The organism is Bombella sp. ESL0385 (assembly GCF_009725755.1).
GTDB classification, from domain to species: domain Bacteria; phylum Pseudomonadota; class Alphaproteobacteria; order Acetobacterales; family Acetobacteraceae; genus Bombella; species Bombella pollinis.
On record NZ_WNIJ01000002.1, the window covers coordinates 150,061 to 174,303 of the forward strand.

Sequence of the window (24,243 nt, forward strand, 5' to 3'; positions counted from 1 at the left end):
ATGGACCATTAAAAGACACTCCATAATTCTACAAACAGCCAGGTGACCCCAGCTTCATGCCCAACCCCTCAGCATCTCAGCCACTTCATCCATCAGATGGGCCTTCAGTGCAAGCCTCAAAGCCTAATGGCATGACTATCCGTGCTCGTGGCCGTTCTTTCCTTGCGCTTATTCTCTCTCCAGAGGCCCCTTTAAAAGACTGGCTCGCTGGGCTGGATAATCACATGCAACGCGCGGCTGGGTTCTTCAATCGCCAGCCCGTTATTTTAGATCTTGGCCTACTTGATGAACATACTGAAGGCCTTGCAGGCTTCCAGCAAGAACTCCGCCAACGCCATATTCATCTTATCGGCATAGAAGGGGCTGACCGCCACTGGCAAGCCTTACAAACATGGGAATGGCCTATCGAACTCCAAGGCGGTCGCCCCAGCGGGCCTGTCCAACTCCCTGAGGAAGAAGAAAAAGCCCCGCCTCTTAACCCTATCAAAGAACCCCTCATCATTAATCGCCCCGTACGCTCTGGGCAATCTATCCAAAACCCTGATGGTGATGTCATTATCCTAGGGCCGGTCTCCTCTGGGGCGGAAATTATCGCTGGGGGGTCTATCCATGTTTATGGCCCCCTGCGTGGGCGCGCCATTGCCGGGGTCGATGGTCGCCCTCATGCGCGCATCTATACCACCAAAATGGAAGCGGAATTGCTCGCCATTGATGGTTTTTACATGGTTGCTGAGGAAATGCCTGCTGAGCCTATCGGGCAAGCTGCTCAAGTTTATCTAGAAGATGAACAGCTAAAAATCGTTCTTCTACAAGCAGCTGTTATAAAAAACTGATCGTTTTTACACTCTTGAAAGAAACATTGTGTATTTTTCATGCAAGGACATCTTATCATTTTCTAGGAGCTACTATAGAGTGTGGGGACAGATAAGGAGGATAAAGGCTCCTCCTAAGGTCCATAATGTGTGTGCTGCTAACATTCGGCTAATCGGCCACTCAAATTAGGAAGGCTGGGAACTTCATGGCAAAGATTGTGGTTGTTACATCCGGTAAAGGGGGCGTTGGCAAAACAACAACGACAGCCGCCCTAGGTGCCGCTTTGGCACATAGCGGGCAGAATGTGGCTGTGGTCGATTTTGACGTAGGCTTGCGTAATCTAGACCTCATCATGGGTGTGGAGCGGCGGGTCGTTTTCGACCTCATCAACGTCATCCAAAATGAGGCCACCCTCTCCCAAGCCCTTATCCGTGATAAACGCTGCGAGACCCTCTCTATCCTCCCTGCTTCCCAAACACGCGATAAAGACGCCCTCACCGCCGAGGGCGTTGCCCGCGTCATGCAGGAATTACAAGAACGCTTCGACTGGATCCTCTGCGACAGCCCAGCAGGAATTGAGCGCGGGGCACAGCTTGCGATGCATCATGCTGATGATGCGGTCATTGTCACAAACCCAGAGGTTAGCTCTGTGCGTGACTCCGACCGCATCATCGGGATGTTAGATAGCCAGACCGCCCGCGCCCAAAAAGGTGAAACAGTGGAGAAACATCTCCTTGTGACACGCTACGACCCTAGTCGCGCCGCACGCGGAGAGATGCTCAGTGTGGAAGATGTGGTGGGTATCCTCTCCTTACCACTGCTCGGCGTTGTGCCAGAGAGTGAAGATGTCCTTAAAGCCTCCAACGTAGGAGCTCCCGTCACTTTTGCCGCCCCTGAAAGTACCCCTGCTATGGCCTATTTTGAGGCTGTAGAGCGGCTTAAAGGCAAGGACATCCCTGTCAATGTTCCTACAGAAAAACGTGGCCTATTTGACCGCATCTTCAAAAAGAGGGGCTCATGAGTTTTCTGGATAGCTTTTTTAATAAAAAACGCCCCGTAACAAGCAGTAATGTTGCCCGGGACCGTTTACAGATTCTCCTAGCCCATGAGCGTCAAGCCCAAGCGGGGGGGGATTCTACCCTCCTCCGTACCTTACATGCGGAGATTCTAGAGGTCCTCGCACGCCATGTGTCGGTAGATGAAGATAATGTTCATGTAAAGCTTGATAGAGGGCATAAATGCTCCAAATTGGAGATTGATATCCAAGTCCCTCAAAGTGGTTTGCGTGCACAGGTCTCCACCGTCACCAGTGACGAGCTTTAAAGCCAGTTACCCCACATTGTACCGTTATGCAGGCGGAGCCCTAGCTCCGCCGCCGGTTCTTAAAGTCTAGATGCGGTCCCTTTATAGCTCCGCCCAACTCCGCAATAAATTATGATACACATTGGTCAACCTTAGGACTTCTTGATCCTTCGGCCCGTGTGTCTCTGTCAGAGCCATGATGCTCTGGTCCAAATCAAACAAGATAGACCGATGCTCCTGCGAGCGAATCACTGATTGCGCCCAGAAGAACGACCCCCAACGGCTACCACGCGTAACAGGCGTTACAGTATGCAACGCTGTTGTGGGATACACAATCATATCCCCCGCAGGAAGCCGTACCCGCTTCTCCTCGGACGGGCCATGAAGAACCAGCTCCCCGCCCTCATATTCATCCAAATCGGAAATAAAGAGTGTGCTGGATACATCCGTTCGGACACGATGACCTGTACCGGGGATAGGACGCAACGCATTATCCACATGCGCCCCAAAGTTCATCCCGACATCATAGCGATTAAACAAAGGAGGAACGAGGCGTAAAGGGAGGACTGCGCTATTATAAAGAGGATTCGTCCCCAATTTACGCAACACAAAGGTAGAAAGCTCACGCCCTAAAGGGCTATCCGGCGCGATTTGGAGGTTGTTTTTTACACTGCCTGATTGCGGCCCCGCCGTCCCACGGCCATCAACCCATTCTCCCGCTGCAAGGCGGCCACGTAGTTCTGCCAGCTCCTCCGCGGAGAGAACCGCAGGAATATGCAACATCATAAAATCACGCCTTTCCATTATCCCATGTCAGCAGGGTATTCGTAAAAAGGAGCAGGCAGTCCCAGCCCGCTCCTTATGAAACTTTCACCCCATCCTCCCTGCGATACAAGAAGGATAGACCAAAATTAATAATCCATCGTCAAACGGCCCAAGAAGGTCCGCCCCGGTGCTGGGGTCGCATAACCTGCAAAGAGACTATTATAATTCAGACGATTGGCGAGGTTATAGCCGTTAAGAGAGGCAACCCAATGCCGCCCAAAACGATGAGAAATAACGGAGTCAAAGTCCAAATTGGCAGGGACCTTGCTCGTGTTATCGTTATTCAAATACACGCCTTGACGCCATGTTAGCCCCCCACCGATGGTAAAGTTCCACGGTTTACCGGGGAAGGCCTCATAAGCAGACCACAAGGTCGCCTGATTATGCGGCACATATTGGATTTGATTATGCATCTTCCCCCCACCATTAGGCGATGTCTTGGGGTCATATAATGCGTAAGTTGCAGTGATGTTCCATCCCGGTAGGATCATCCCCCCAACAGAGAGTTCCATCCCTTGGTTACGCTGCTGTGCCCCTGTATTAATGGTGGAGTTAGAGACGGGATCAGTCGTCAGCGCGTTATCCTTATCCAACCGGAAGAGCGAGATGGTAGCCCCTAAGCGGTCATGCAATAGGCTGAACTTACTGCCTACCTCATACAAACGTGCTTTTTGCGGCCGCGTATCCACGCCCCCCTGTCTCCCCGGCCGTACGGGCACAGCCCCACTTGTTACATACATCCCCGTTGGGGTTGTAGAACTCGCATAGGTGAAGTAAATCGTCTGCCATTTTGTAGGCGTTAAAATCAGGCTAGCCGTTGGGTTAAAGGTATTCTTTGTCTGCGGGAAGCTACGGTCAGGATTATTAGGCAAGTTCTCAAGGCCATAGACCCTATAATTGCTCTGCCAACGGTCCCAACGGAAGCCACCTTTAATAGACGCCCATTTGGTAAACCAAATCTGGTCATACAAGAAGATACCCGTATCAAACCCATAGCCACGGCTGCTCGGCTTCTTCCCAATCCCGGCAATATCCGGCATAGAGTTCGCCCGTGCCGACACACGGCGCACCATCGCATCAGGCACATTATCAGGGTTAGGGTTAAGCATATTCGCTGTAGGTGTAGGGTTTTTAATAGATACACCCTCATAAGTATCCTGATGCCGGGAATCATGGACATATTCCATATCAACACCCGTCACGACCTGATGCCGTAAGAAGCCTGTCTTAAAATCAGCCTGCAAAGACGCTACATCCTGGAAGGACCAGCTATTTTGCTTATAAGGCAGCGGCACACTCCCATTTGTATTACGAAGAATGCTCCCAGCCCCGTAATTACCACTATTGAGCGCATTCACACATTGCGCCCCACAAGCAAGCTTAGAGGCCTCAAAATTACGACTATATTCACCAAAACGCGTATCATTATGGAAGGTTAGATGGTCGTTAAAGATATGCTTCAGCCGCAATGTCTCCATCGTATCATCAGTATGGTTATGGTCTTGGCGTTTGCCGTACCAATTCTCCCGCGGGACGCCATATTCTGAGATAGGCCGCCCATAGGCTGAGCCACGCGCCTTGACAACGGGCATCCCATAATCAGGTACGCTATTATCCGTCTCGTGTGTGACTTGCAGGACAACGGTTGTCTTTGTCCCCAGCCCAAACGCGATAGAAGGCGCAATCCCCCAGCGGTGGTCCCACACATGGTCCCGCCCGACAACATTATTGGAGGCCCCCAGCCCTTCTATACGGAAGGCCGTTGTATCATTAATACGCTGGTTAATATCCACCGTACCGCGGAAATAATCGGCAGACCCGCCGCTAAAATCGACATTATAATGATTATTAACCGTCGGGGTCTTTGTAACGACATTGATGGCCCCGCCGGTCGTCCCATTCCCAAAGACCTGAGAGGATGGCCCCTTAATGACATTCACGGAATCATAATTGAAGCTATCGCGTGAATAGACACCAAAATCCCGCAAGCCATCTTCATAAATATCATTCTGCGCAGGGAAGCCACGGATGAGGAATTGGTCGCCATTCAACCCACCAGCCCCCTCCCCAACGGAAGCCGTAATGCCGGGGACATTGCGCAAGGCTTCATCCAATGATTTCGCATTTTGCTGCTTAATCAGCTCCCGCGGAACAACATCAATCGTCTGCGCCGTATGCATCACATCCTGCGGCAAGCGTCCCATATCATTGCTTGCATGCATGGTATTAAAAGGATGCCCAATCACATGGATGCGCTCTACACCCTTCGCTTGGACTCCCTCTTGCTGCGGGGTGGTTTGCGCTGAAGCCAGCTGCGTTGCGCTCCCCTGCGTCGCAGATGACGGCGCATGTTGTTGAGTGACAGCCTTATGCTCAGCCTTTGCAGCGACATGATGTTTATCACCTGGTTTCGCACTATCCTGATGCTGGCTTGCAGCCACATCAGCAGCATAAGCTCCCCCTGCAACACTCCCTAATGTCAGAGCGGCAGATGCTGGCCTAAGGCACCGGTGAATAAAACGGCTCATAAAAGATGCTCCACAGCAAGAATGATACAGCCCTTCGAAAGAGGATGATTTTTCTCCTACATGATAATTATTCTCAATTTCAAACATTAAAAAAGATGACAAACTATTTAAAGTTGCGATTGTGTCTTAATTGCCACAACACAAAAAGCGCAGTATTCTCCTATCATTCAGCCAAGGCCCCATCATAAAAGCCGCTTTAAGTGCGTGCCTCTCCCCTCATAAATGTTACAGAACAGTGAGATAACAAACGCGCATTCACAAAAAACCGCGCCCCTTGCCCTTCTCTGAAAGGCAAGCAAGCGCGGTTCACACCCTGATATTTTGAGTGGTGATTTAATAATCCATGCTCAACCGCCCCAAGAAGGCACGGCCCGGTGCTGGGGTAACGCGGTTTGTAAAGAGGGAATTATAATTCAAACGGTTGGAGAGGTTATACGCATTAAGCGATACGCCCCAATGCCGATTGATACGATGGGATATGTAAGAATCGAACTCCACATTAGCCGGGACTTTCGCCGTATTTGCGAGGTCCAGATACACGCCTTCTCGCCATGTAACGCCTCCGCCAATCGTAAAGTTCCACAACTTACCGGGGAAGGCTTCATACGCGGTCCATAAGGTCGCCTGATTATGCGGCACATATTGGATATTCCGCCCGTGATTCGCGCCAGACATCACGCGAGGGTCATATAGAGCATACGTCCCGGTAATGTTCCAACCCGGCAGAATCATCCCCCCAAGGGAGAGCTCCAAGCCTTGGTTACGCTCCTTCACCCCTGTGGCCAAAACCTGCCCCGCAATCGGGTCGGTTGTCAGAGCGTTGCTCTTATCCAGCCGGAAAAGCGAAATTGTCGCCCCTAAACGGTCATGCAAGAAGCTCATCTTCGAGCCGACCTCATAGAGCTTTGCCCGCTCTGGCTGAGTAGCAACCTGCCCATTAAGGGGGCGAATAGGGATTGCGCCATTGGTCACATACATGCCCATCGGCGTGGTAGAGCTCGCATAAGTGAAGTAAAAGGTCTGCCAGCTATTGGGAGTAATGAGCAAACTGGCTGTCGGGTTAAAGACGCCTTTTGTATCGTGATAATTTAGCGCAGCAGAGGGAGCCTTCCCTTGCGGGCCCCGTGCAGCAGCACTTTCCTGCCCATCAGCCCCCCATGTTTTATACGCTGTTTGCCAACGGTCCCACCGGAATCCCCCTTTGATGGACACCCATTTTGCAAACCAGATTTGATCGTACAAGAATAAGCCCGTATCAAACCCATAACCATGGGAATCAGGCCGCCCTAGGCTATAATTCGTATTCTTCCAACAATTCCCAGAATCAGCGCGGCACGTCCCATAGCCATAATTATCACGCTGAGGATGATATGTATTCTGCCACGGAATTGCCCGATTAGCCCCTACAGCATCATACGCATATTGCCGCCGGGAATCCTGCACATATTCAAAATCCGCCCCCGTTACGAGCTGATGGCGCAAGAAGCCTGTCTTAAAATCAGCCTGTAGGGAGGCCACATCTTGGAAAGACCAGCTCTTTTGCTTATACGGCATTGGCCCGCCATTAAGGCCAATCCCCGCCGCAGGGTCCACCTTCTTATAACCCGGATTATAAATCTGCAATTCCGAGCATGACGCATTAGCACATTGTGGTGAAGATGCCGCAAAGTCACGGCTATATTCACCAAAGCGTAAATCATTATGGAAGGTAAGATGCTTATTAAAGACGTGCTTTAAACGCAGCGTCTCCATTGTATCGTCACTATTATCATGGTCTTGCGATTTACCATAAATATTACTACGCCGTACCCCAAAGGACGAGCTCTCCGTTATGGGATGGCCATTCACAACGGGTACACCATAATCGGGAACATTACGCGATGTTTGGTGCATCACCTGCAACACAACAGTTGTCTTGGTTCCCAAACCAAAAGCTATAGATGGCGCAACACCCCAACGATGGGAATATACATAATCGCGCCCTACAACATCGTTGGAGTTAGCCATACCTTCCACACGGAAGGCTGATGTATCATTGATGCGTTTATTAACATCCACAACACCACGATAAAAATTAGCCGACCCACCGCTAAAGTCAGCACCGTAATGGTCATGTAATGTCGGGGTCTTTGTAACAATATTAATCGCCCCGCCCGTTGTCCCATTACCGAATACTTCAGATGATGGGCCTTTAATGACATTCACCGAATCTTGGAAGAAGCTATCGCGGGTATAAACACCAAAATCCCGCAAGCCATCCTCATAAATATCATTTTGCGCAGGGAACCCACGGATGAGGAATTGATCCCCACTCATCCCACCAGCCCCCTCCCCAACAGAGGCTGTAATACCGGGCACATTCTTCAGGGCTTCATCAAGAGATTTGACATTCTGCTGCTTAATCAACTCCCGCGGGACAACATCAATTGTCTGAGCGGTATGCATCACATCTTGCGGCATACGCCCCATATCATTGCTTGCATGCAATGTATTAAATGGGTGCCCCACTACATGGATGCGCTCCACACCCTTAGCTTGAACACCAACATCCGCCGCTGTTTGGTCACCATCCGAGTCGGCCTCTGTCGCCTGTATGTTAGGCTTAGCCCCTATATGCGCAGCATCGGCAGCGGCCGTTGTGTTTGCATACGCTCCCCCCGCAACGCTCCCTAAGGTCAAGGCTGCTGAAAAAGGCCTAAGGCCGCTGCGGATAAATCGACTCATTTACATCACCATGCAAGGAATAATCTCGTTCTTCTCTAAATGATAATCATTTTCATTTAATAATAAAACTTAATTTAATTTCTCCCCAATACGCCTCTCCCTTTGAGAAGGACGTAAAAATAATCATGTTTTTCAAGGAGATAAACCAAACCCCTCCATATTAATAAAAATAACGCTTTTTTAGGAAAACCATTCTTTCTTACAAGAAGAACTTAAAGAATGAGGATGCTACTTACATCTTCTTTATAAAAAAGAACGCGGATAACACAGCTTTACCACATGACGACGGCATAATAACTCATCAGGTGCGCCACTTTGTTTGCATGCAAGCTCCAAAGCTTGCGTAGCGCGTGCGGCCTGTTGCAAAGCGGGGAAGGACCAGCGTTGTAGCCCAGCGAGAAACTCATCTTTACGGCGGAAGAAAACAGGCGGTTTTAAAGCCGCCATCGCCTCTTGCCGCGAGGCCCCTTGCTGAACGCGTAAGCTCACCTGTTGCATCCGCTCCAATACAGACAATGCTACACGCGCAAAAGCTACAGCACTCGTGCCATCAGCCATAGCACGCTCAAAAGCCCGGTCCGCCTTCAGCCGGTTACCCGCTAAAGCTGCGTACACAGCATCATCTAGCGAGGCTTGACCCGAATCCCCCACACAAGCCTGTACCGCCTCTATATCCAATCTCGTTCCCGGCTCACCATAGAGACGAAGCTTCTCTACCTCACTGCGTACAAGGCTGCGGTCATTACCCACATGCTCAAGGAACCAAACCATCGCCTCTTTATCGAGCGTTATGCGCTCTTCAGCCAACATATCCGCAACCGTGCGCGATAAGGTCCGCCCTTCTTCAGGGTAACAGCCTATAGCGGCAACCTGCTCATGTTTTTCCGCAAATTGTCGCAGCCTAGAGCGTGCTGTCAGCTCCGGTCCCTCCAGCACAACCAGCGTATCACTCTCTTGAGCTAGAGCTTCTTTAAGCGGAGGTAAAAGCTCATCCTTCACCCCACGCACCCAAACAACCCGCCGCCCTCCTGTTAAAGAAAGGGCCGAGGCTTCTTCCTCAAAACGGCCTTGTTCCTCGCTTTCTAACCGAGCAAGGCGGAAAGGGTCATCCAAATCCTCAAAAACCGTTTGCACCGCACGCTTAGCGCGCTCACGGATAAGACCATGATCCTCCCCATGGAGAAGAACAACACGCCAACGAGCTGCCTCGGTAATGGTCCGCTCGGCAGCCTGCGTGCCTATCCTCACAGGCCGTTATCCTCTTCCTCCTGTAGGTGGCGGCTATCCTCACCTGTCGAAGTGGTAATGCTATTGCTACTGCGCCCCGTCATACTCGCAGGAAAGCCATCCACCCCCAGATTCCGCATATCTGTCCGTTGAATCCCTGGCAGACGGTCCAAATAAGGGTCACGCCCGGGACGAATGGATTTCTCCTGCCCAAGGGATTGATGCGCCTTAAACCATACGGCTACTTGCATGGTGATCTCATGAGCGAGATTTTCGCCAATCCGTTTATAGAGCGTCTCATTATTTAAGGTTTGAGCAAAATATTGCTCAATATACATATTATAGCCATCCATCGTCCGAGCATAACCACGTGCTAAAACGTTATCCATGTCTCCGACACGATATAAACGCCAATCCGCCCAACCAACACCGCGCGTCCGACCAGATGTGTTATCTTCATGCACATCAACTGATTCTAACGAGGCTGTCGCACTCACACGCAATACATAGCCTTCTGGCCGCTCTGGCCCATCTCCAGCCATTTCCTTTTGCAAAGCGAGGCGTATTTCCTGCCCAAAACGGCTGGGAATGTTCGCAACGAAGACATTCTTCAACTGGTCATTAACCGCAACCTCTTTTTGGGCTGATTGCTTGCCATAAAGAGGCTGGAAGCCACATGCCCCAAGGCTCGTAATCCCTAATCCTGCGGCAAGAATAACAAGCCCCCCGCGTATAATACGCTGCATTTGGCACATATTGCTCATCCAGCCCCTCTTACTCACCCTGCTACCACGAAATTAACAATGCGGTTTGGCACATGGATTTCCTTAACAATACGCTTGCCTGCCAAAGCCTTCGCCACATTCGGCTCATCCTTGGCTTGCGCGATAACAACCTCTTTAGCTTCATCAGGGGCGCATGTAATCGTCCCACGCAGCTTACCAAGCACTTGCACAGCAATCGTGACTTTTTTTACCGCCAATAAGCTCTCATCTGCCTCCGGCCAAGGCCGCTCCACAACCATGGGGCCTTCTGGCTCTAAGAGAGACATTAACTCCTCTGCCAGATGCGGCATCATGGGGGAAATCAACATCACCAGCACATAAGCGGCCTCACGCCGCGCTGCGGGAAGGCCCTCCTCATGGCCAGTGGCCTCACCCAGTGCCGAGGCTAGCTCATGCAGACGCGCAACAGCCACATTCGGCGTAAAGCCTTCCAATGCTTCCGTCACTGCGACAATGGTGCGATGAGTCACATGGCGCAACTCATCCCCTGCCGTATCATGCGCGGCATGAGGATCATCCTGCGCAGCAACCGTCTGAACCAACCGATACAGACGTTGCATAAAACGTCCGGCCGCCGTCACACCGGCTGCTGTCCATTCCATATCACGCTCTGGCGGACTATCGGAAAGCACAAACCACCGCGCTGTATCAGCCCCGTAACGCTCGATAATCTCCACAGGCGAGACCGTATTACGCTTGGATTTGGACATCTTCTCCGAGCGTCCAACCGTCACGGCTTTACCGTTATCCTTCCGCACAACTTCAGCGCCGCGCTGCTCGACCTCATCAGGATATAGCCATTGCGCCCCATCACGATAGCTCTCATGAGTGACCATCCCTTGCGTAAACAAGCCAGCAAAAGGCTCGCTCACATCCAAATGGCCAGTCTTCTTCATCGCACGCGTGAAGAAGCGTGCATAAAGGAGATGCAAAATCGCATGCTCAATGCCGCCAATATATTGGTCCACCGCAAGCCAGCCATCAACAGCCTTACGCTCTGTCGGTGTTTTGGCCTGTGGGGCGGTAAAGCGGGCGAAATACCATGAGCTATCAACAAACGTATCGCATGTATCAGTTTCCCGCTGCGCCTCTGCCCCACATTTAGGGCAAGCAACATGCTTCCATGTTGGATGATGATCTAGCGGATTGCCCGGTACGTCAAAACTGACATCCTCCGGCAAGGTCACCGGCAATTCTGCCTCTGGCACGGGGACCGCACCACAAGACGGACAATAGATGATAGGGATGGGGCAGCCCCAATAACGCTGGCGAGAAATACCCCAATCGCGCAAACGCCAATTAGTTACACCCTGCCCAACGCCAAGCTCCTCCACCCGCGCAATAGCTGCACGAATCGCCTCTTTGGTCGTCTTACCGCTCAAAAAGCCGGAATTATAAAGCGTGGCCTCACCTGTGACGGCCTTCTTCCCGACTTTAAACGTCGCTTCTTCCTCACCTGTAGGCAGCAGAACGGAAGGGACATCCAACCCATATTTACGCGCAAAATCGAGGTCTCTTTGGTCCCCACAGGGGCACCCGAACACAGCACCCGTGCCATATTCTGTCAGCACGAAGTTAGCGATCCAGACCGGGGCGGTTTGCTCTGGGTTCAACGGGTTCACCACACGCAGGCCCGTATCAAAGCCGCGTTTTTCCATCGTGCTTAACGCTTCTTCGGACGTGCCAACTCTCTGGCACTCCTCAATAAAGCTCTGCGCCTCAGCATTGCCCGCCGCAATCTTACGCGCCAAGGGATGATCCGCTGCAATACCAATGAAGCTTAGCCCAAAGAGCGTATCAGGACGGGTGGTGAAAACCTCAATGGAATCGCCATCCACATCATAGCCTTGCGGAGGATTATGCAGGCTGAAGCGAATCCGCGCCCCTTCAGAACGGCCAATCCAACGCTCCTGCATGGTGCGGACACGCTCTGGCCATTTATCAAGTGTTTTCAGCCCCTCCAAAAGGGGTTCAGCAAAATCGGTAATTTTGAGGAACCATTGGGAGAGCGTCTTTTTCTCCACCAACGCGCCAGACCGCCAACCGCGCCCATCCACAACTTGTTCATTTGCCAAAACAGTTTGGTCCACTGGGTCCCAATTCACTGACGAATCGCGCCGTTCTACCAAACCCGCTGCCAACATATCGAGAAAGAGCTTTTGCTGCTGGCCGTAATAATCCGGCAAGCATGTAGCGATCTCTCGCTTCCAATCCAGCGAGAAGCCTAGCCGTTGCAACGTGCCGCGCATGGTGACGATATTTTGCAATGTCCATGTACCCGGATGCACCCCACGCTCCCGCGCGGCATTCTCCGCTGGGAGGCCAAACGCATCCCACCCCATAGGGTGCAACACAGCATAACCCCGCGCGCGTTTATAACGTGCTACGACATCACCTAGCGTATAATTACGCACATGCCCTACATGGAGCTGCCCAGAAGGATACGGGAACATCTCCAGCACATAATATTTAGGCTTATCGGCTGGCGGTACATCCGGCACATGGAAGGTCCCCGCTTCAGCCCAACGGGCTTGCCAATGCGGCTCCCGCGCATGGAAGTCAAAACCGGACTCGGCTGCGCTATTCACTGTTTTATCGCTCATGAGTCTCTCTTACTTCCCGCCACCATTTTCAGCGCGCAACTGACGGGCACGCTCTAAAATACGCGCCGTAATGTCTGAAGCTGTGTTCGGTGCAGCGGGGGCATCCTGCCATTCCCCTCCATTAAGGCGCGTCTGGCGGAAGACACTCAGACGAAGTGCATCGGAACGTAACCGGCGGTCCAAAATATAAGCTGCGATTTTAAAACGCTCATCCTGCGCCCCTGCCGGCTGATACCAATCCGTAAGGATAACACCCCCCTGCGCATCAGCAGAGGCCATCGGCATGAAGGAAAGCGTATCAATCGCCCCACGCCAGAGATAAGCATTTACCCCACCGCGAAGCTGGTCATCACCCCCTTGTGCACCACGATCCACCCCTAACAGGTGATTACGCGGCACAGCTAAAGAGGATGGGTTACGCTTATCACCGCCGCACCCTGCCAGACCGCCAACAGCCAATAACGCTACAAGAGGCAGCACGGTATAACGCGGCATATTGTACATAGAGACAAAAGAGCGAAAGGCTGAGCGCGATGATGAAAAGAACATGAGCAAACCTGAAAAGGCCATGCCAAGGCCGGTCTCAAATTGAAGCCCCCACCATGGCAAAGACAGGAGCATAACGATCATAAATGATCAAAACGTCCCCCTTCATATCGCGCTCACCCTCGCAGGCCAAGAGCTATGCTGCATAGACAGGCTTGCGAAAGCGCAAAAAAGCCGCTAGGCAGAGCCTGCGTGTCCGCGTAGCTCAGCAGGATAGAGCACAGGATTCCTAAGTTAATTGGGCACCGGGCTGGCAAACCATCCGGTGAATTCGCTCAAATTCGGGGAACGCTAACGCCTCTCTCTATAAATATTGAGTAGGCTATGCCAATCCCGAGCCAAACCTGCCTCATTCATCTGAATGACGCAGGAAGGTGTAGAGACTGTACGGGCGACACCGCGGCAGGACCTCCCTGTGGTGAAGAGACAGTCCAGACCACGAACAGCCCTTCCTATTTTATAGGAAGGGCTGGCGATGAAAATCGAAGTGGTATGAATCCTGGGGTCGAGGGTTCGAATCCCCCCGCGGACACCAACCATTCAGCAAGAATGGCTACACAGAGACTAGAATCAATATTTTAGGATATATACGGGATGACCCATCCGATCATTGAAAGCTTAGAGGCGTTTCGTCAATGGTTTCTCTCCCCCGCTGGACCCGGCTTACTCTCCATTCCTCTTTTAAAACCAACCCATCATCAAAATGGATTAACGAATCTTACATTATATCGGCGCAATGGGTACCAAGCAGAACTATGCCTCATTCAAACCAATACTAAGTTTCTTCTTGAAGTCCCCACAGACCAAGCTTTAATCACTTTATTCCTTGGAGGATCGTTAAAAGTCTCTATTACCGAATCTTCAAATCCAAATGATTACGGGATTCCATCCCCTTCGGATTATTTAAACAACCTCGCTCCCAATACCATTGACCTAGAGAATCCAGAGATACCCCACCCACTGCTGCAACACCCCCACGATATTACCGCGCTGCGCCTTAGCGCTGGGACGAAATTAGAGTTCTGTTCCCCGCAAAAGGACGGGATTCTCCTTTTCTTTAGCGTTGCTGAAGCCAGCCACCCCCACAGCTATGCGGACAATGTGACCCCCCTTTCTTAAGAAAGTGCGCACTTTTTTATAGTATTTTATTAATTCTTCTTTTATCATAGCCACACATGAACTTACTCTGCCCTACTTGCTGGAAGGACAGCCCTCTGCATGGCCTATAGTTTTGATTCCAAGTACGATAATCTTCCCCCGATTGGGACAGCTCAAGCCCCCGATGGGTGGGCGACAGTTTTGAGCGGTGCCCAAAATACCGTTGGCCTTAGCACTAACGTTTCTAACTACTATGTAAGCGGGTTATCCAGCGGGTCTAATGGGGCCATAATCAACTCCCTCGTAGCGGTGTTTAACCATAACATAACAAATGGTATCGCTGTCGATGGTGGCTCTATCGCCATCGCCGGTAATAACTCATTTATGTATGGTGCCACCGCTCTTTCCGCCGCCTCTATTGAGGCTATCGGTGGCGGGGTTATTAGCGGTGGGGTTGTAGGTTATTCTGGTGCCGTCTTCGCTGGATCAGTGACCTCCAAAGCCGACCCTAACCAAGGGGGCATTGGTCCTATCACCGGGATTGGTACAGCTATTAACTCTATTGTTGGGTCCGGCGGCTACGCCCTCGTTGGTGGTGGTGGGGCTGACTTCACCGTTAAAGGCTACTCCGTTAACGGTAGTGGTGGCCTTATGTTGGGCGGTACCTTCAACCCCGGCAGCCTCTACGCTGTTGGGAATGGGGGAACGGCAAGCGGCGGCACCGTCGGCGGCCAACAATCCGTCTTCTCTAACGGGTTATCACTCAATCAGCTGTTTGTTGGCTCTGCTGCCACACAGGCCGTGATGAGCAAGGGGCTCGCATCACAATCAACTGTCCTCAGCGGTGCTACCGGGCTCAACTCTGGCGGTACAACAAGCAGTGTTATCGCTGTGAGCGGTGGGACCCTCATTGTTGGGGGTGGGACATATGTGTCATGGCTGAATAAAGGCTATGCTACCTCCGCTTACGGTTATGGTAGCGGGACCTCCTTTAACAATATGGTCTCCGCTGGCGGAACCGAGATTGTTAACAAAGATGGTATAGCCAGCCGTTCCACCATTCTTTCAGGCGGTATCGGTACAGTTAATAGCGGTGGCTTGGCCCTTTCTCCTTTAGTTTCGGGCGGTACAGAAATTGGCAGTGCTGGTGGTATCATCAGCGGTGGTACGGCCCTACAACAAGGTAACATCACACTCCTCAGCGATGCACTAGGCTCCAACCTTTCTGCCCAGACCAGCGGTAACATTGTTGTTTCCGCAGCGGGGACAGGTAATGTCCTTACGGCATCTACTGGCGGTACAATCCGGATAACATCTGGCGGTACGGGAAGTGCCGTTACCGCTAACGCTCAAGGTACAGTCCTGCTTAATAGCGGCGGTACGGCTGGTAACCTGGTCATCAATACCGGTGGTACATCCACGATTGATGCTGGTGCCGTCATTTACAGCGGGGCGACCCTTAATGATAGCAACCAAGTTTTTGCTCCCGTCTCTGGGGTAACAGCAGATTACCTGCTTGCTAGTGCCGGTCAGGTGGTCGCTAATGTTGGGGCTACTATCTCTGGCATTTATGCCGCAGGTCCAAACGGTACAGGTTTGGTCACGCAATCTGGCGATTCGGTCGGGGCTGCTATTGCAGGTTATGATCCCCAGAATAAGGCTGCCGTTGGTGGGACGGTCATCGTAAGCGGCGGAGCTGTTGCGAATAATGTTGGGGCCAGGATGAATGGTTTGCTTATCCTCGGCTCTGGGGGGACAGCAAGCAACTTTGCGCCTATTAGTAACGGGACAGCCAGTATTCTGGCTGGTGCTAGCGTTGCTGATGGGGCTACAGCTCAACTTACGGGCGGTCTCATCTCTCTGGCTTCTGGCGTCCACGTCACCAGCATCAGCGCAACCGGGGCTGGTAATAATGCTGGCTTTGCTAATATTTCCTCCGGTGGGACAGTCGATGCTCTCTCACTAGGCTCCCGCGGGACAGGGAACATTGCCTCCGGGGTGACTGTCAGCTCGCTTACCATAAATAGCGGTGGCTCTGCCCTGCTGGATGGTGGTGCAACAGTGCCGAATGTTACCCTGAGCGGTGGGACAATAGCTATTCCCGCCGGTGGGGCTGGCCTCCAGACGCTCTCCGCGCTTAATGGCGGTGTAGGTGTTATTAATTCCGGGGCCAATGTTAGCAGCGTCTTCATCTCCGGTGGTAACGCAACGGTGCAGTCGGGGGCGTATGTTAGCCGCCTGACCATCCTCAGCGGTGGCTCTGGTGTGTTAATGAGCGGGGCCTCTGTCCAACATATTGATGTCGCTAGCGGCGGTTGGGTCAGTGGTGCCAGAGTCTCGAACAATGATGAGCTTGTTGTTGGCCCCCAAGGAACAGCACAGGATACCGTTGTTACCTTCGACTCTGGTAAAGGGCCCTATGCACGCCATCCTTACACAATGGTGACCTCTGGCGGTTACCTCTCTGGGGCTACCGTCCTCGGTGCGGATGGTACAAACGACCCTGAGCAGCTTGGCGGGCTCCTCACTATTGCCTCCGGTGCAACACTCATCAATACCTCCATGGGGTATAATGCTCGTATCCGTATTTACGGGATGAAATATACCGATAAGTGGCAAACTGCTGTCAGCGGGAATACTGTCTTTGTGACACAGACAGATTCTAACGGCTCTAACGCCTCAACATGGCAGCTGAGCCTCAAAGGTAACTATAACGCTGGTGGCTTTATCCTCAACGATGATGGTGAAGGCAATACGGTCCTTATTTACGAAAAATGCTTCCTCGCTGGCAGTATGATTCGTACCCCGAAAGGGGAGAAGGCCGTTGAACGTCTGCGTAAAGGTGAGACAATCTGTGTCCTTAATGAAGGGCGTGAGGAAACGCGCGAGATTACAGCTGTCATCCAACGGCGTGCGCGTGTAAATACCTCTCAGCCAGAGGATCTCGCCGGTTGGTCTGTTATTGTAGCCAAGGACGCCTTCGGTCCCGGCTTACCCAATAAAGACCTCTCTGTAACACCGGAGCATTGCTTCTATTTTGAAGGTCACTTCGTCCCAGCTCGCATGCTCATCAATGGGACCTCCATCCGTTATGACCATAACCAAGTGGAATATGATTATTACCACATCAAAACGGAGCCTCATTCTGTCATCTGGGCAAATGATGTCTTGACAGAAAGCTGGCTGGATACTGACCTGCAAGACCATTACGAAGCTAATGAGGAGAATACCCTCCGCTTGGTCGAGCAAGAGCAGCTTAACTGGAATGAGAATGCCGCGGCTCCGCTGGGTGTTACTCAAGAGTTCGTCAAGCCCTTGCATGACAAGTTTGCTGCTCGCGCAGCGGAACTTGGCCTCACCGATCCAGAGGCCGAACAAAATTCCCAAGATGGGGAAACCACAACGGACCCTGCGCCTTATATCCGTCTAGAAACGGGGGAGACGCTCCACCCACAACGGCATGAGGCAGGGCGTTATCTCTTTACCCTCCCCGCCTATACACAGCGCGTCACCGTTGGCTCGCGTACCTTCCGTCCATCCGAGGCTGTAGGGCCTCATATGGATGACCGCCGTCAACTAGGTGTTCTCGTTGGACAAGTCTCCCTCTGGAATGGTGGGCGTGAGAGCATCATCACACGCCATCTAACAGATAGAGGCCTAAATGGTTGGGATGTCATCGAGGCTGGGCCACATCGTTGGACCAATGGCGAAGCAGAGCTGCCTCTGCACGATAGCCCGCCTGTCAGTGCGAGCCAGCAAGTCCTTGCGATTGAGGTGCAGGCTGGTGGGCCTTACCGCCTCCCCTCATAAAGAGGACGGACACAGGAAGGGAGCTGTAATGCTCCCTTCCCTCACGGAAGAAAACATCATAGGCTAATCTTTCCACTCCCACGGCAGGATTGATGGCCGCTATGACAACAGCCCTTTTCCTGACAATTATAAATGCTATCCTGCCCATATTAATTACATTAGGGCTGGGTTATGTGGCGGCTTGGCGGCGGGATTTTGACTCCCAACAAGCAAGTATCTTAATCCGCCTCGTGATGCTTTATGCCCTGCCGCTGGCTCTTTTTACCTCCATCCTCAGCACACCACGCGCACATATTCTCTCCGCTGGGCCTTTAGCGGGACTCATTCTTGTGGCGATGCTTGGTATCTATGTTGTTCTTTTCTGCCTTCTCCGTTGGGTGATGAAGCGCAGACAAAGCGAAGCAGCCCTCATCGCCATGACAATCACCGGCCCTTCTGTCCCCTTTATTGGGATTCCCGTTTTAGGGCAGCTCTTTGGCCCTAGCAGTGCCGTGCCAATCTCCGTTGGCTCATTGGTAATGAATCTCTGCCAAATCCCCCTGACCCTCATTTTGATGAATCATGACCAGCAACGCCAACAATGTCAGCATGAAGGGCCTTATAGCTGGCACACCACCATGCGCGAACTGGGCGGGCATCTCCTCCATTCCTGCAAAGAGCCTGTTGTCTGGGCCCCAATGCTGGCCTTCTTGCTCGTATTGCTTGGTATCGGCCTTCCCGTTTCACTCACACATGCCTTCCAACTACTCGGCCATGCCACGGGGGGAACGGCCCTCTTTGCCTCCGGCGTAGTATTATGCGCCCGGCAAGTCCGCCTTAGCCTCTCTGTAGGATTAATGGTTTTAGGGCGTAATTTTCTCATCCCTCTTGGGGTATGCGCTTTAGCCTTTGCTGGGCATCTCCCTACTCTCACCATGCAAGAAGGCGTTCTTGCTATGGCGATGCCGAGTGCGGCTATCAATGTCATTCTCGCCATGCGTTATCACATAATGGAGCGCGAAATTGCCTCGGTCCTTTTTTTCGGCACGGTAAGTGCCATATTCAGCTTAGCCTTTTTTATTTGGATGACCCATTCATGAGCTGCCTCTCCTCTGCGCCTTCCTTCTTATTTGTTTGCACCGGCAATATTTGCCGCTCTCCCTTGGCAGAACTCGCTATGCGGCGCGAAATTGAACAACGCGGCCTCATGGCAGATATCGACTCCGCAGGGACGGGGAATTGGCATGAAGGCGACCGACCAGACCCACGCGCCCGCGCTACAGCGCGCCGCCATGGGTTGAATGCCGACCCCCTCCGCGCCCGCCAAGTCCGTAAAGAAGATTTTGAACGATTCGACCACATCATTGCTTTAGACCGCTCCCATCTAGCCGCCTTGCAAAAGATGCAGCCTGCCCAAAGCAAAGCGAAACTCAGCCTTTTATTAGAGCATATCCCTCATGAAACACGACGCGATGTGGCCGACCCCTATTATGGCCCTGAAGCCGGTTTTGAGACCACATGGCACGACGTGGAAGCTGGCTGTAAAGCTCTTGCAGCACGTTATTTAGAGTCTTCCTCTCTCTGAAAGGTCCTTCATCATGTCCCCAAAACAACCCCTCCTGCTTTTAGAACCCCTCCCCGCCCCTACGATGGAGGCCCTCGCAAAGGACTTCACGCTTCTACAGTTCAGCACGTTAGACGCTCTTAAAGAGGTTGCACCTACCATTCGGGCAGTTGCTACAGGCGGCTCCTACGGCGTTGCCCCAGAGATCATGGCCGCCTTACCTAATCTCGAAATCATCGCTGTTAATGGTGTGGGCTTAGACCGCATCGACCTGACAGAGGCCAAAAAGCGCGCTATCCGCGTCACTGTCACAACTGACATCTCCACCGATGATGTAGCCGATATGGCCATGCTGCTTCTACTCGCGCTCAAGCGTAATCTAAGAGCCAATGAGACGTTTTTACGCAAAGGCGCATGGGCTGATGGGACATTGCCACCCCTCGCCCATTCCCTAAAAGGGCGGAAATTAGGGATTGCCGGGTTTGGCCGTATTGGCCAAGCAGTAGCGCAACGCGCGCAGGCCAGTGCTATGGAGGTCGCCTATTTTAGTGGCCATCACCATGCCAATAGTCCACTAGCTTTTGAGCCAGATTTAAAAGCTCTTGCCCATTGGGCGGATGTTTTGGTGCTAACCCTCCCCGCAACAGCCCAAACAAAAGGGTTGATTAATGCGGAGATTCTTGAAGCCCTCGGCAAGGACGGCGTCCTCATCAATACAGCTCGCGGTAGCGTGGTGGATGAAGATGCCCTGCTCACTGCCCTCCAAAACAAAACCATTGCCGGGGCGGGGCTGGATGTCTTTCAGAATGAGCCGAAGATTAATCCGGCCTTTTTCGCGCTAGAGAATGTCGTCCTACAACCCCATCAAGGTTCCGCAACGATAGAGACACGCTTAGCAATGGGGCAAAATATCATTGATAATTTGCACGCCTATTTCAGCGGTAAACCCCTCCTGACCCCTGCATATTAAACAGGTCTCATCATAAAGTCCTTACAGCAAAGCTCGGCAGGGGAAGGCCTGCCGGGCTTTCTATTTTCATCTCTCCACAGCCGATAGGGTTAAAACCACTCCCGGCGATTTTGCACATATGTTCGATAAAAACCCTCATCAGACCTTGTGAGGTAAATAATCCCTTCAACAAAGGCAATAATCCCAATAATAATACTTGGAATCCCTAGCAAGATAATCCCAAAAATAGTCACCAAAAGCATAATAATGCCTGCTCGTTTATAACCTAAATAGAACTTATGGACACCAAACCCACCCACAAAGAGAGCAAGAAGCCCGGCAACCATTTTAGACTTACCGCCAATCCCCTCGAAAATATCATTTGTTGATATCTGGCCTGTTCCTGGTACGACAAAAATAGAGAGTGCCTCATCATTCTCTACTTCAAAATCCACAGCGACTCCGTTTTTTAAAAAAACATTGTCAGAGCCAAAGCTGCTTCCCTTAAACGTATAACGCTTGCCATCATCACCGCTAATCAGCCCTTCACCAATGCGAATATCATAATTCAGAATTGTTCCACGCATTTTATCTCTCCAACGGAATCATTACCTAAACAGAACATATTGAATAACTATAACGAGTCCTGCCATTAAAAACTATCCATTAAATAAAATCTCACAACATTATTCTTGATTATGTACAATTTATTCAGCAAATTGTTCGGCAATAATCCGTTCCGATAGGCTATGGTCAGGGTCGAACAGTAGAGTAACTTTTTTCTCTTGGTCTAACCGGACAATAACCTCCTCCACATCGCGTATTTCCTCCGGCCCGGCAACAGCAGAGGCGGGGCGTTTTTTGGTATCTGCCAAAGTAAAGCGTACAGTTACATCCGCTGGCAATAACGCCCCCCGCCAATGGCGCGGCTGAAAAGGCGATATTGGTGTAAGGGATAAAAGCTCCGCCCCTAAAGGAATAATCGGCCCATGAGCAGAACGATTATAAGCAGTTGATCCCGCTGGGGTAGCCAGAATAACGCCATCACAGGTTAGGCGCGGCATCCGCACGCGGCCATCAACCTCTATACCGATATGAACCGTCTGGCGTGTTTCCCGGTAAAGGAACACATCATTAAAGCCGACACCCTCATGCATCTCACCCGCTGTGGTGCGCGCCCACATATGCAGCGGGGCGATCTCCGTATGTTGGGCATAAGCTAGACGTTGAGGAAGCTGATCCTCCTCTGGATGGTTCATCAAAAAACCAACCGTCCCGTAATTCATACCAAAGACAGGGATATTACGCCCAATAATTTGCAATAATGTCTCCAGCATGAAGCCATCGCCGCCTAAGCAGACGAGAACTTCAGCTTGCTCTAACGGGACATTGCCATAACGCTCCGTAAAGCGCGTGAGGGCTTCCTGCGCGGCGTCCGTCCCCGCTGCGACAAAGGCAATATTCATAGAGGCACTCAGGGGGATTCACCACTCTTATGCTCAATGACATCATAAGCAGGGGAGCCGGGATAAGCCCCTTTGCGGACATCCAACGCGGATGGGCAAATAAGCTGCTCTTTATCATAAAGGGCCAGCATCCAAATCTTATGCCCATCAAGGCTGAGCAGACCATGCAACTTCACCTCTTTATCCAGCCGTACAAAAGGCAAAAGAGATTCCGGCATGACGACTGCACGCCCATCGGTAAAAAGCACGCCATCGCCCGTAATGCGGCTTACTGTCCCTGTAAAAACAGGCAAGGGCCGCACATCATACTGACATTCCGCAGCATGGGCGAAAGCCGGCATCATGCCGAGTAAGCCCATCATGATGACAAAAAATGCAGAAAAACGAGCGATCATCACATGCTCCTTAGTGCCTAAAATGCCGCATACCCGTAAAGACCATCGCAATCCCTGCTTTATCAGCAGCATCAATCACCTCTTGGTCACGGATGGAACCACCAGGCTGAATCACCGCCGTAGCCCCGGCTGCTACCACACTCTCTAGCCCATCAGCAAAGGGGAAGAAGGCATCAGAAGCAGCAACAGAGCCTTTTGTCAAAGCATCAGTCTCCCCCGCAGCGTGTGCGGCATCCTCACTTTTACGCGCTGCAATACGCGCACTATCCACACGGGACATCTGCCCCGCACCAATGCCAACCGTAGCCTGATCCTTCACATAAATCACGGCATTAGACTTCACATGTTTGGCAACGCGGAAGGCAAAAAGGAGGTCCGCCATCTCCGCCTTGCTTGGCTGACGCTTGGTGACGACCTTCAGCATATCCTCCGTAACATGACCATTATCCCGGCTCTGAGCTAAGAACCCACCCGAAACCGAGCGGAAGGACAGCCCCGGTGCTTGTGCCTCTGGCACGCCACCTGTCAGCAAGAGACGAAGATTCTTCTTCTTCGCAAGAATAGCCTTTGCCCCTTCCTCTGCATCTGGGGCGACAATCACCTCGGTAAAGATGGCACTAATCTGCTCCGCTGTTGCTTCATCTAGCGTCCGGTTCAACGCGACAATCCCCCCAAAGGCAGAGACTGGGTCACAGCGTAAGGCGGCCTTCCATGCCTCCACAACACTCCCAGCGGACGCAACACCGCAAGGGTTTGCATGCTTCACAATCACCACTGTAGGGGCTTCAAACTCTGCTACAGCCTCAAAAGCGGCATCAGTATCATTCAGGTTATTATAGCTTAGAGCCTTCCCCTGAATCTGCCGTGCTGTAGCAAGACCCGGCCGCGTACTACCATCCCGATAAAACGCTGCTGCTTGATGAGGATTCTCACCGTAACGCAAAAGCGTATCACGCTGGCCAGAGAGGGTAAGAACAGGCGGTAAGCTCACGCCATTTATTTTGCTCGCCTCATCATCCTGCTGGGTGAACCATGCAGCAATCATCCCATCATATGCTGCTGTATGGGTATAAGCCGCAGCAGCCCATGCCCGGCGTTCTGCTAGGGTTGTCCCCCCTTGCGCTAGGGCGTTTAAAAACGCTTCATATTGGGTTGGGCTTGTTAAAATCGCTACAGAGGCAAAATTCTTCGCCGCCGCGCGCACCATAGCCGGGCCGCCAATATCAATATTCTCGACACATTGTTCTTCATCCGCGCCGGAAGCGACAGTCGCTGCAAATGGGTAAAGATTGACACAAACCAAATCAATCGGGGCAATCCCATGTTCCTGCATTTGCGCTTGATGCTCTGCCTTATCCCGGCGGCCAAGAATACCACCATGAATCCACGGTACGAGCGTCTTAACACGGCCATCCAAAATCTCGGGGAAGCCTGTATGGTCGGAGACCTCCTTCACCGGCAGGCCAGCATCGCGCAATGTGCGAGCGGACCCTCCTGTCGAGAGGATTTCCACCCCCTTTGCGATGAGGGCATGAGCGAGTTCAACTAACCCAGTCTTATCGGAGACAGAAAGAAGGGCACGACGAGGGGAGAAGCGTGTATCAGTCATGGTTTTGGCATATCGCCCCC

19 protein-coding genes are annotated in these 24,243 nt (G+C 52.0%); 8 read left to right on the forward strand and 11 right to left on the reverse strand.

Annotated features, from left to right (window positions below):
- Positions 1–131: 131 nt before the first annotated feature.
- From minC to minE, 3 genes are all read left to right on the forward strand, one after another.
- Positions 132–833 (forward strand): septum site-determining protein MinC, encoded by a 702-nt coding sequence (gene minC, locus GM557_RS06985; RefSeq protein ID WP_155573646.1) that lies wholly within the window; start codon positions 132–134, stop codon positions 831–833.
- Between the two features lie 185 nt (positions 834–1,018).
- Positions 1,019–1,834, forward strand: a complete 816-nt coding sequence (gene minD / locus GM557_RS06990; RefSeq protein WP_155573647.1) for a septum site-determining protein MinD — start codon at positions 1,019–1,021, stop codon at positions 1,832–1,834.
- Positions 1,831–2,136 (forward strand): cell division topological specificity factor MinE, encoded by a 306-nt coding sequence (minE, locus tag GM557_RS06995; protein WP_155573648.1) that lies wholly within the window; start codon positions 1,831–1,833, stop codon positions 2,134–2,136. Before minD ends, minE begins: the two co-directional genes overlap by 4 nt.
- Before the next feature lie 81 nt (positions 2,137–2,217).
- Here the strand turns inward: minE and GM557_RS07000 are convergent, their stop codons facing one another.
- The 7 genes from GM557_RS07000 to GM557_RS07030 form a co-directional block, all read right to left on the reverse strand.
- The gene (locus GM557_RS07000; RefSeq protein ID WP_155573649.1) at positions 2,218–2,901 is read right to left on the reverse strand and encodes a Fe2+-dependent dioxygenase; all 684 of its coding nucleotides are present in this window, start codon (positions 2,899–2,901) and stop codon (positions 2,218–2,220) included.
- A 125-nt stretch (positions 2,902–3,026) separates the two neighbouring features.
- The gene (locus GM557_RS07005; RefSeq protein ID WP_155573650.1) at positions 3,027–5,468 is read right to left on the reverse strand and encodes a TonB-dependent siderophore receptor; all 2,442 of its coding nucleotides are present in this window, start codon (positions 5,466–5,468) and stop codon (positions 3,027–3,029) included.
- A 333-nt stretch (positions 5,469–5,801) separates the two neighbouring features.
- Positions 5,802–8,192, reverse strand: a complete 2,391-nt coding sequence (locus GM557_RS07010) for a TonB-dependent siderophore receptor (RefSeq protein WP_155573651.1) — start codon at positions 8,190–8,192, stop codon at positions 5,802–5,804.
- A gap of 243 nt (positions 8,193–8,435) precedes the next feature.
- Positions 8,436–9,440: a DNA polymerase III subunit delta gene (holA, locus tag GM557_RS07015; RefSeq protein ID WP_370513452.1), complete on the reverse strand. Its 1,005-nt coding sequence runs from the start codon at positions 9,438–9,440 to the stop codon at positions 8,436–8,438.
- Positions 9,437–10,183 (reverse strand): hypothetical protein, encoded by a 747-nt coding sequence (locus GM557_RS07020; RefSeq protein WP_230880639.1) that lies wholly within the window; start codon positions 10,181–10,183, stop codon positions 9,437–9,439. The genes holA and GM557_RS07020 overlap by 4 nt, the downstream gene beginning before the upstream one ends.
- Before the next feature lie 14 nt (positions 10,184–10,197).
- Positions 10,198–12,807: a leucine--tRNA ligase gene (leuS, locus tag GM557_RS07025; RefSeq protein WP_155573652.1), complete on the reverse strand. Its 2,610-nt coding sequence runs from the start codon at positions 12,805–12,807 to the stop codon at positions 10,198–10,200.
- A gap of 9 nt (positions 12,808–12,816) precedes the next feature.
- On the reverse strand, positions 12,817–13,311 hold the full coding sequence (locus GM557_RS07030) for a DUF3576 domain-containing protein (RefSeq protein WP_155573745.1): 495 nt from the start codon (positions 13,309–13,311) through the stop codon (positions 12,817–12,819).
- A 636-nt stretch (positions 13,312–13,947) separates the two neighbouring features.
- On the opposite strand from GM557_RS07030, the gene GM557_RS07035 reads away from it, so the two are divergent.
- The 5 genes from GM557_RS07035 (at position 13,948) to GM557_RS07055 (ending at position 20,774) form a co-directional block, all read left to right on the forward strand.
- On the forward strand, positions 13,948–14,472 hold the full coding sequence (locus GM557_RS07035; protein WP_155573653.1) for a hypothetical protein: 525 nt from the start codon (positions 13,948–13,950) through the stop codon (positions 14,470–14,472).
- Between the two features lie 99 nt (positions 14,473–14,571).
- The gene (locus GM557_RS07040) at positions 14,572–18,261 is read left to right on the forward strand and encodes a Hint domain-containing protein (RefSeq protein WP_155573654.1); all 3,690 of its coding nucleotides are present in this window, start codon (positions 14,572–14,574) and stop codon (positions 18,259–18,261) included.
- 101 nt (positions 18,262–18,362) lie between these two features.
- Positions 18,363–19,340: an AEC family transporter gene (locus GM557_RS07045; protein ID WP_155573655.1), complete on the forward strand. Its 978-nt coding sequence runs from the start codon at positions 18,363–18,365 to the stop codon at positions 19,338–19,340.
- Positions 19,337–19,825: a low molecular weight protein-tyrosine-phosphatase gene (locus GM557_RS07050; RefSeq protein ID WP_155573656.1), complete on the forward strand. Its 489-nt coding sequence runs from the start codon at positions 19,337–19,339 to the stop codon at positions 19,823–19,825. The genes GM557_RS07045 and GM557_RS07050 overlap by 4 nt, the downstream gene beginning before the upstream one ends.
- Before the next feature lie 13 nt (positions 19,826–19,838).
- Positions 19,839–20,774: a 2-hydroxyacid dehydrogenase gene (locus tag GM557_RS07055; RefSeq protein ID WP_155573657.1), complete on the forward strand. Its 936-nt coding sequence runs from the start codon at positions 19,839–19,841 to the stop codon at positions 20,772–20,774.
- An 89-nt stretch (positions 20,775–20,863) separates the two neighbouring features.
- Here GM557_RS07055 and GM557_RS07060 read toward each other — a convergent pair whose 3' ends face one another.
- From GM557_RS07060 to purH, 4 genes are all read right to left on the reverse strand, one after another.
- Positions 20,864–21,340, reverse strand: a complete 477-nt coding sequence (locus tag GM557_RS07060; RefSeq protein ID WP_155573658.1) for a TM2 domain-containing protein — start codon at positions 21,338–21,340, stop codon at positions 20,864–20,866.
- Between the two features lie 120 nt (positions 21,341–21,460).
- A complete protein-coding gene (locus tag GM557_RS07065) occupies positions 21,461–22,219 on the reverse strand; it encodes an NAD kinase (protein WP_099026858.1) in 759 nt (252 codons plus the stop codon).
- 8 nt (positions 22,220–22,227) lie between these two features.
- Positions 22,228–22,614: a hypothetical protein gene (locus tag GM557_RS07070; protein ID WP_155573659.1), complete on the reverse strand. Its 387-nt coding sequence runs from the start codon at positions 22,612–22,614 to the stop codon at positions 22,228–22,230.
- A 10-nt stretch (positions 22,615–22,624) separates the two neighbouring features.
- Positions 22,625–24,223, reverse strand: a complete 1,599-nt coding sequence (gene purH, locus GM557_RS07075) for a bifunctional phosphoribosylaminoimidazolecarboxamide formyltransferase/IMP cyclohydrolase (RefSeq protein ID WP_155573660.1) — start codon at positions 24,221–24,223, stop codon at positions 22,625–22,627.
- Positions 24,224–24,243 lie beyond the last annotated feature (20 nt).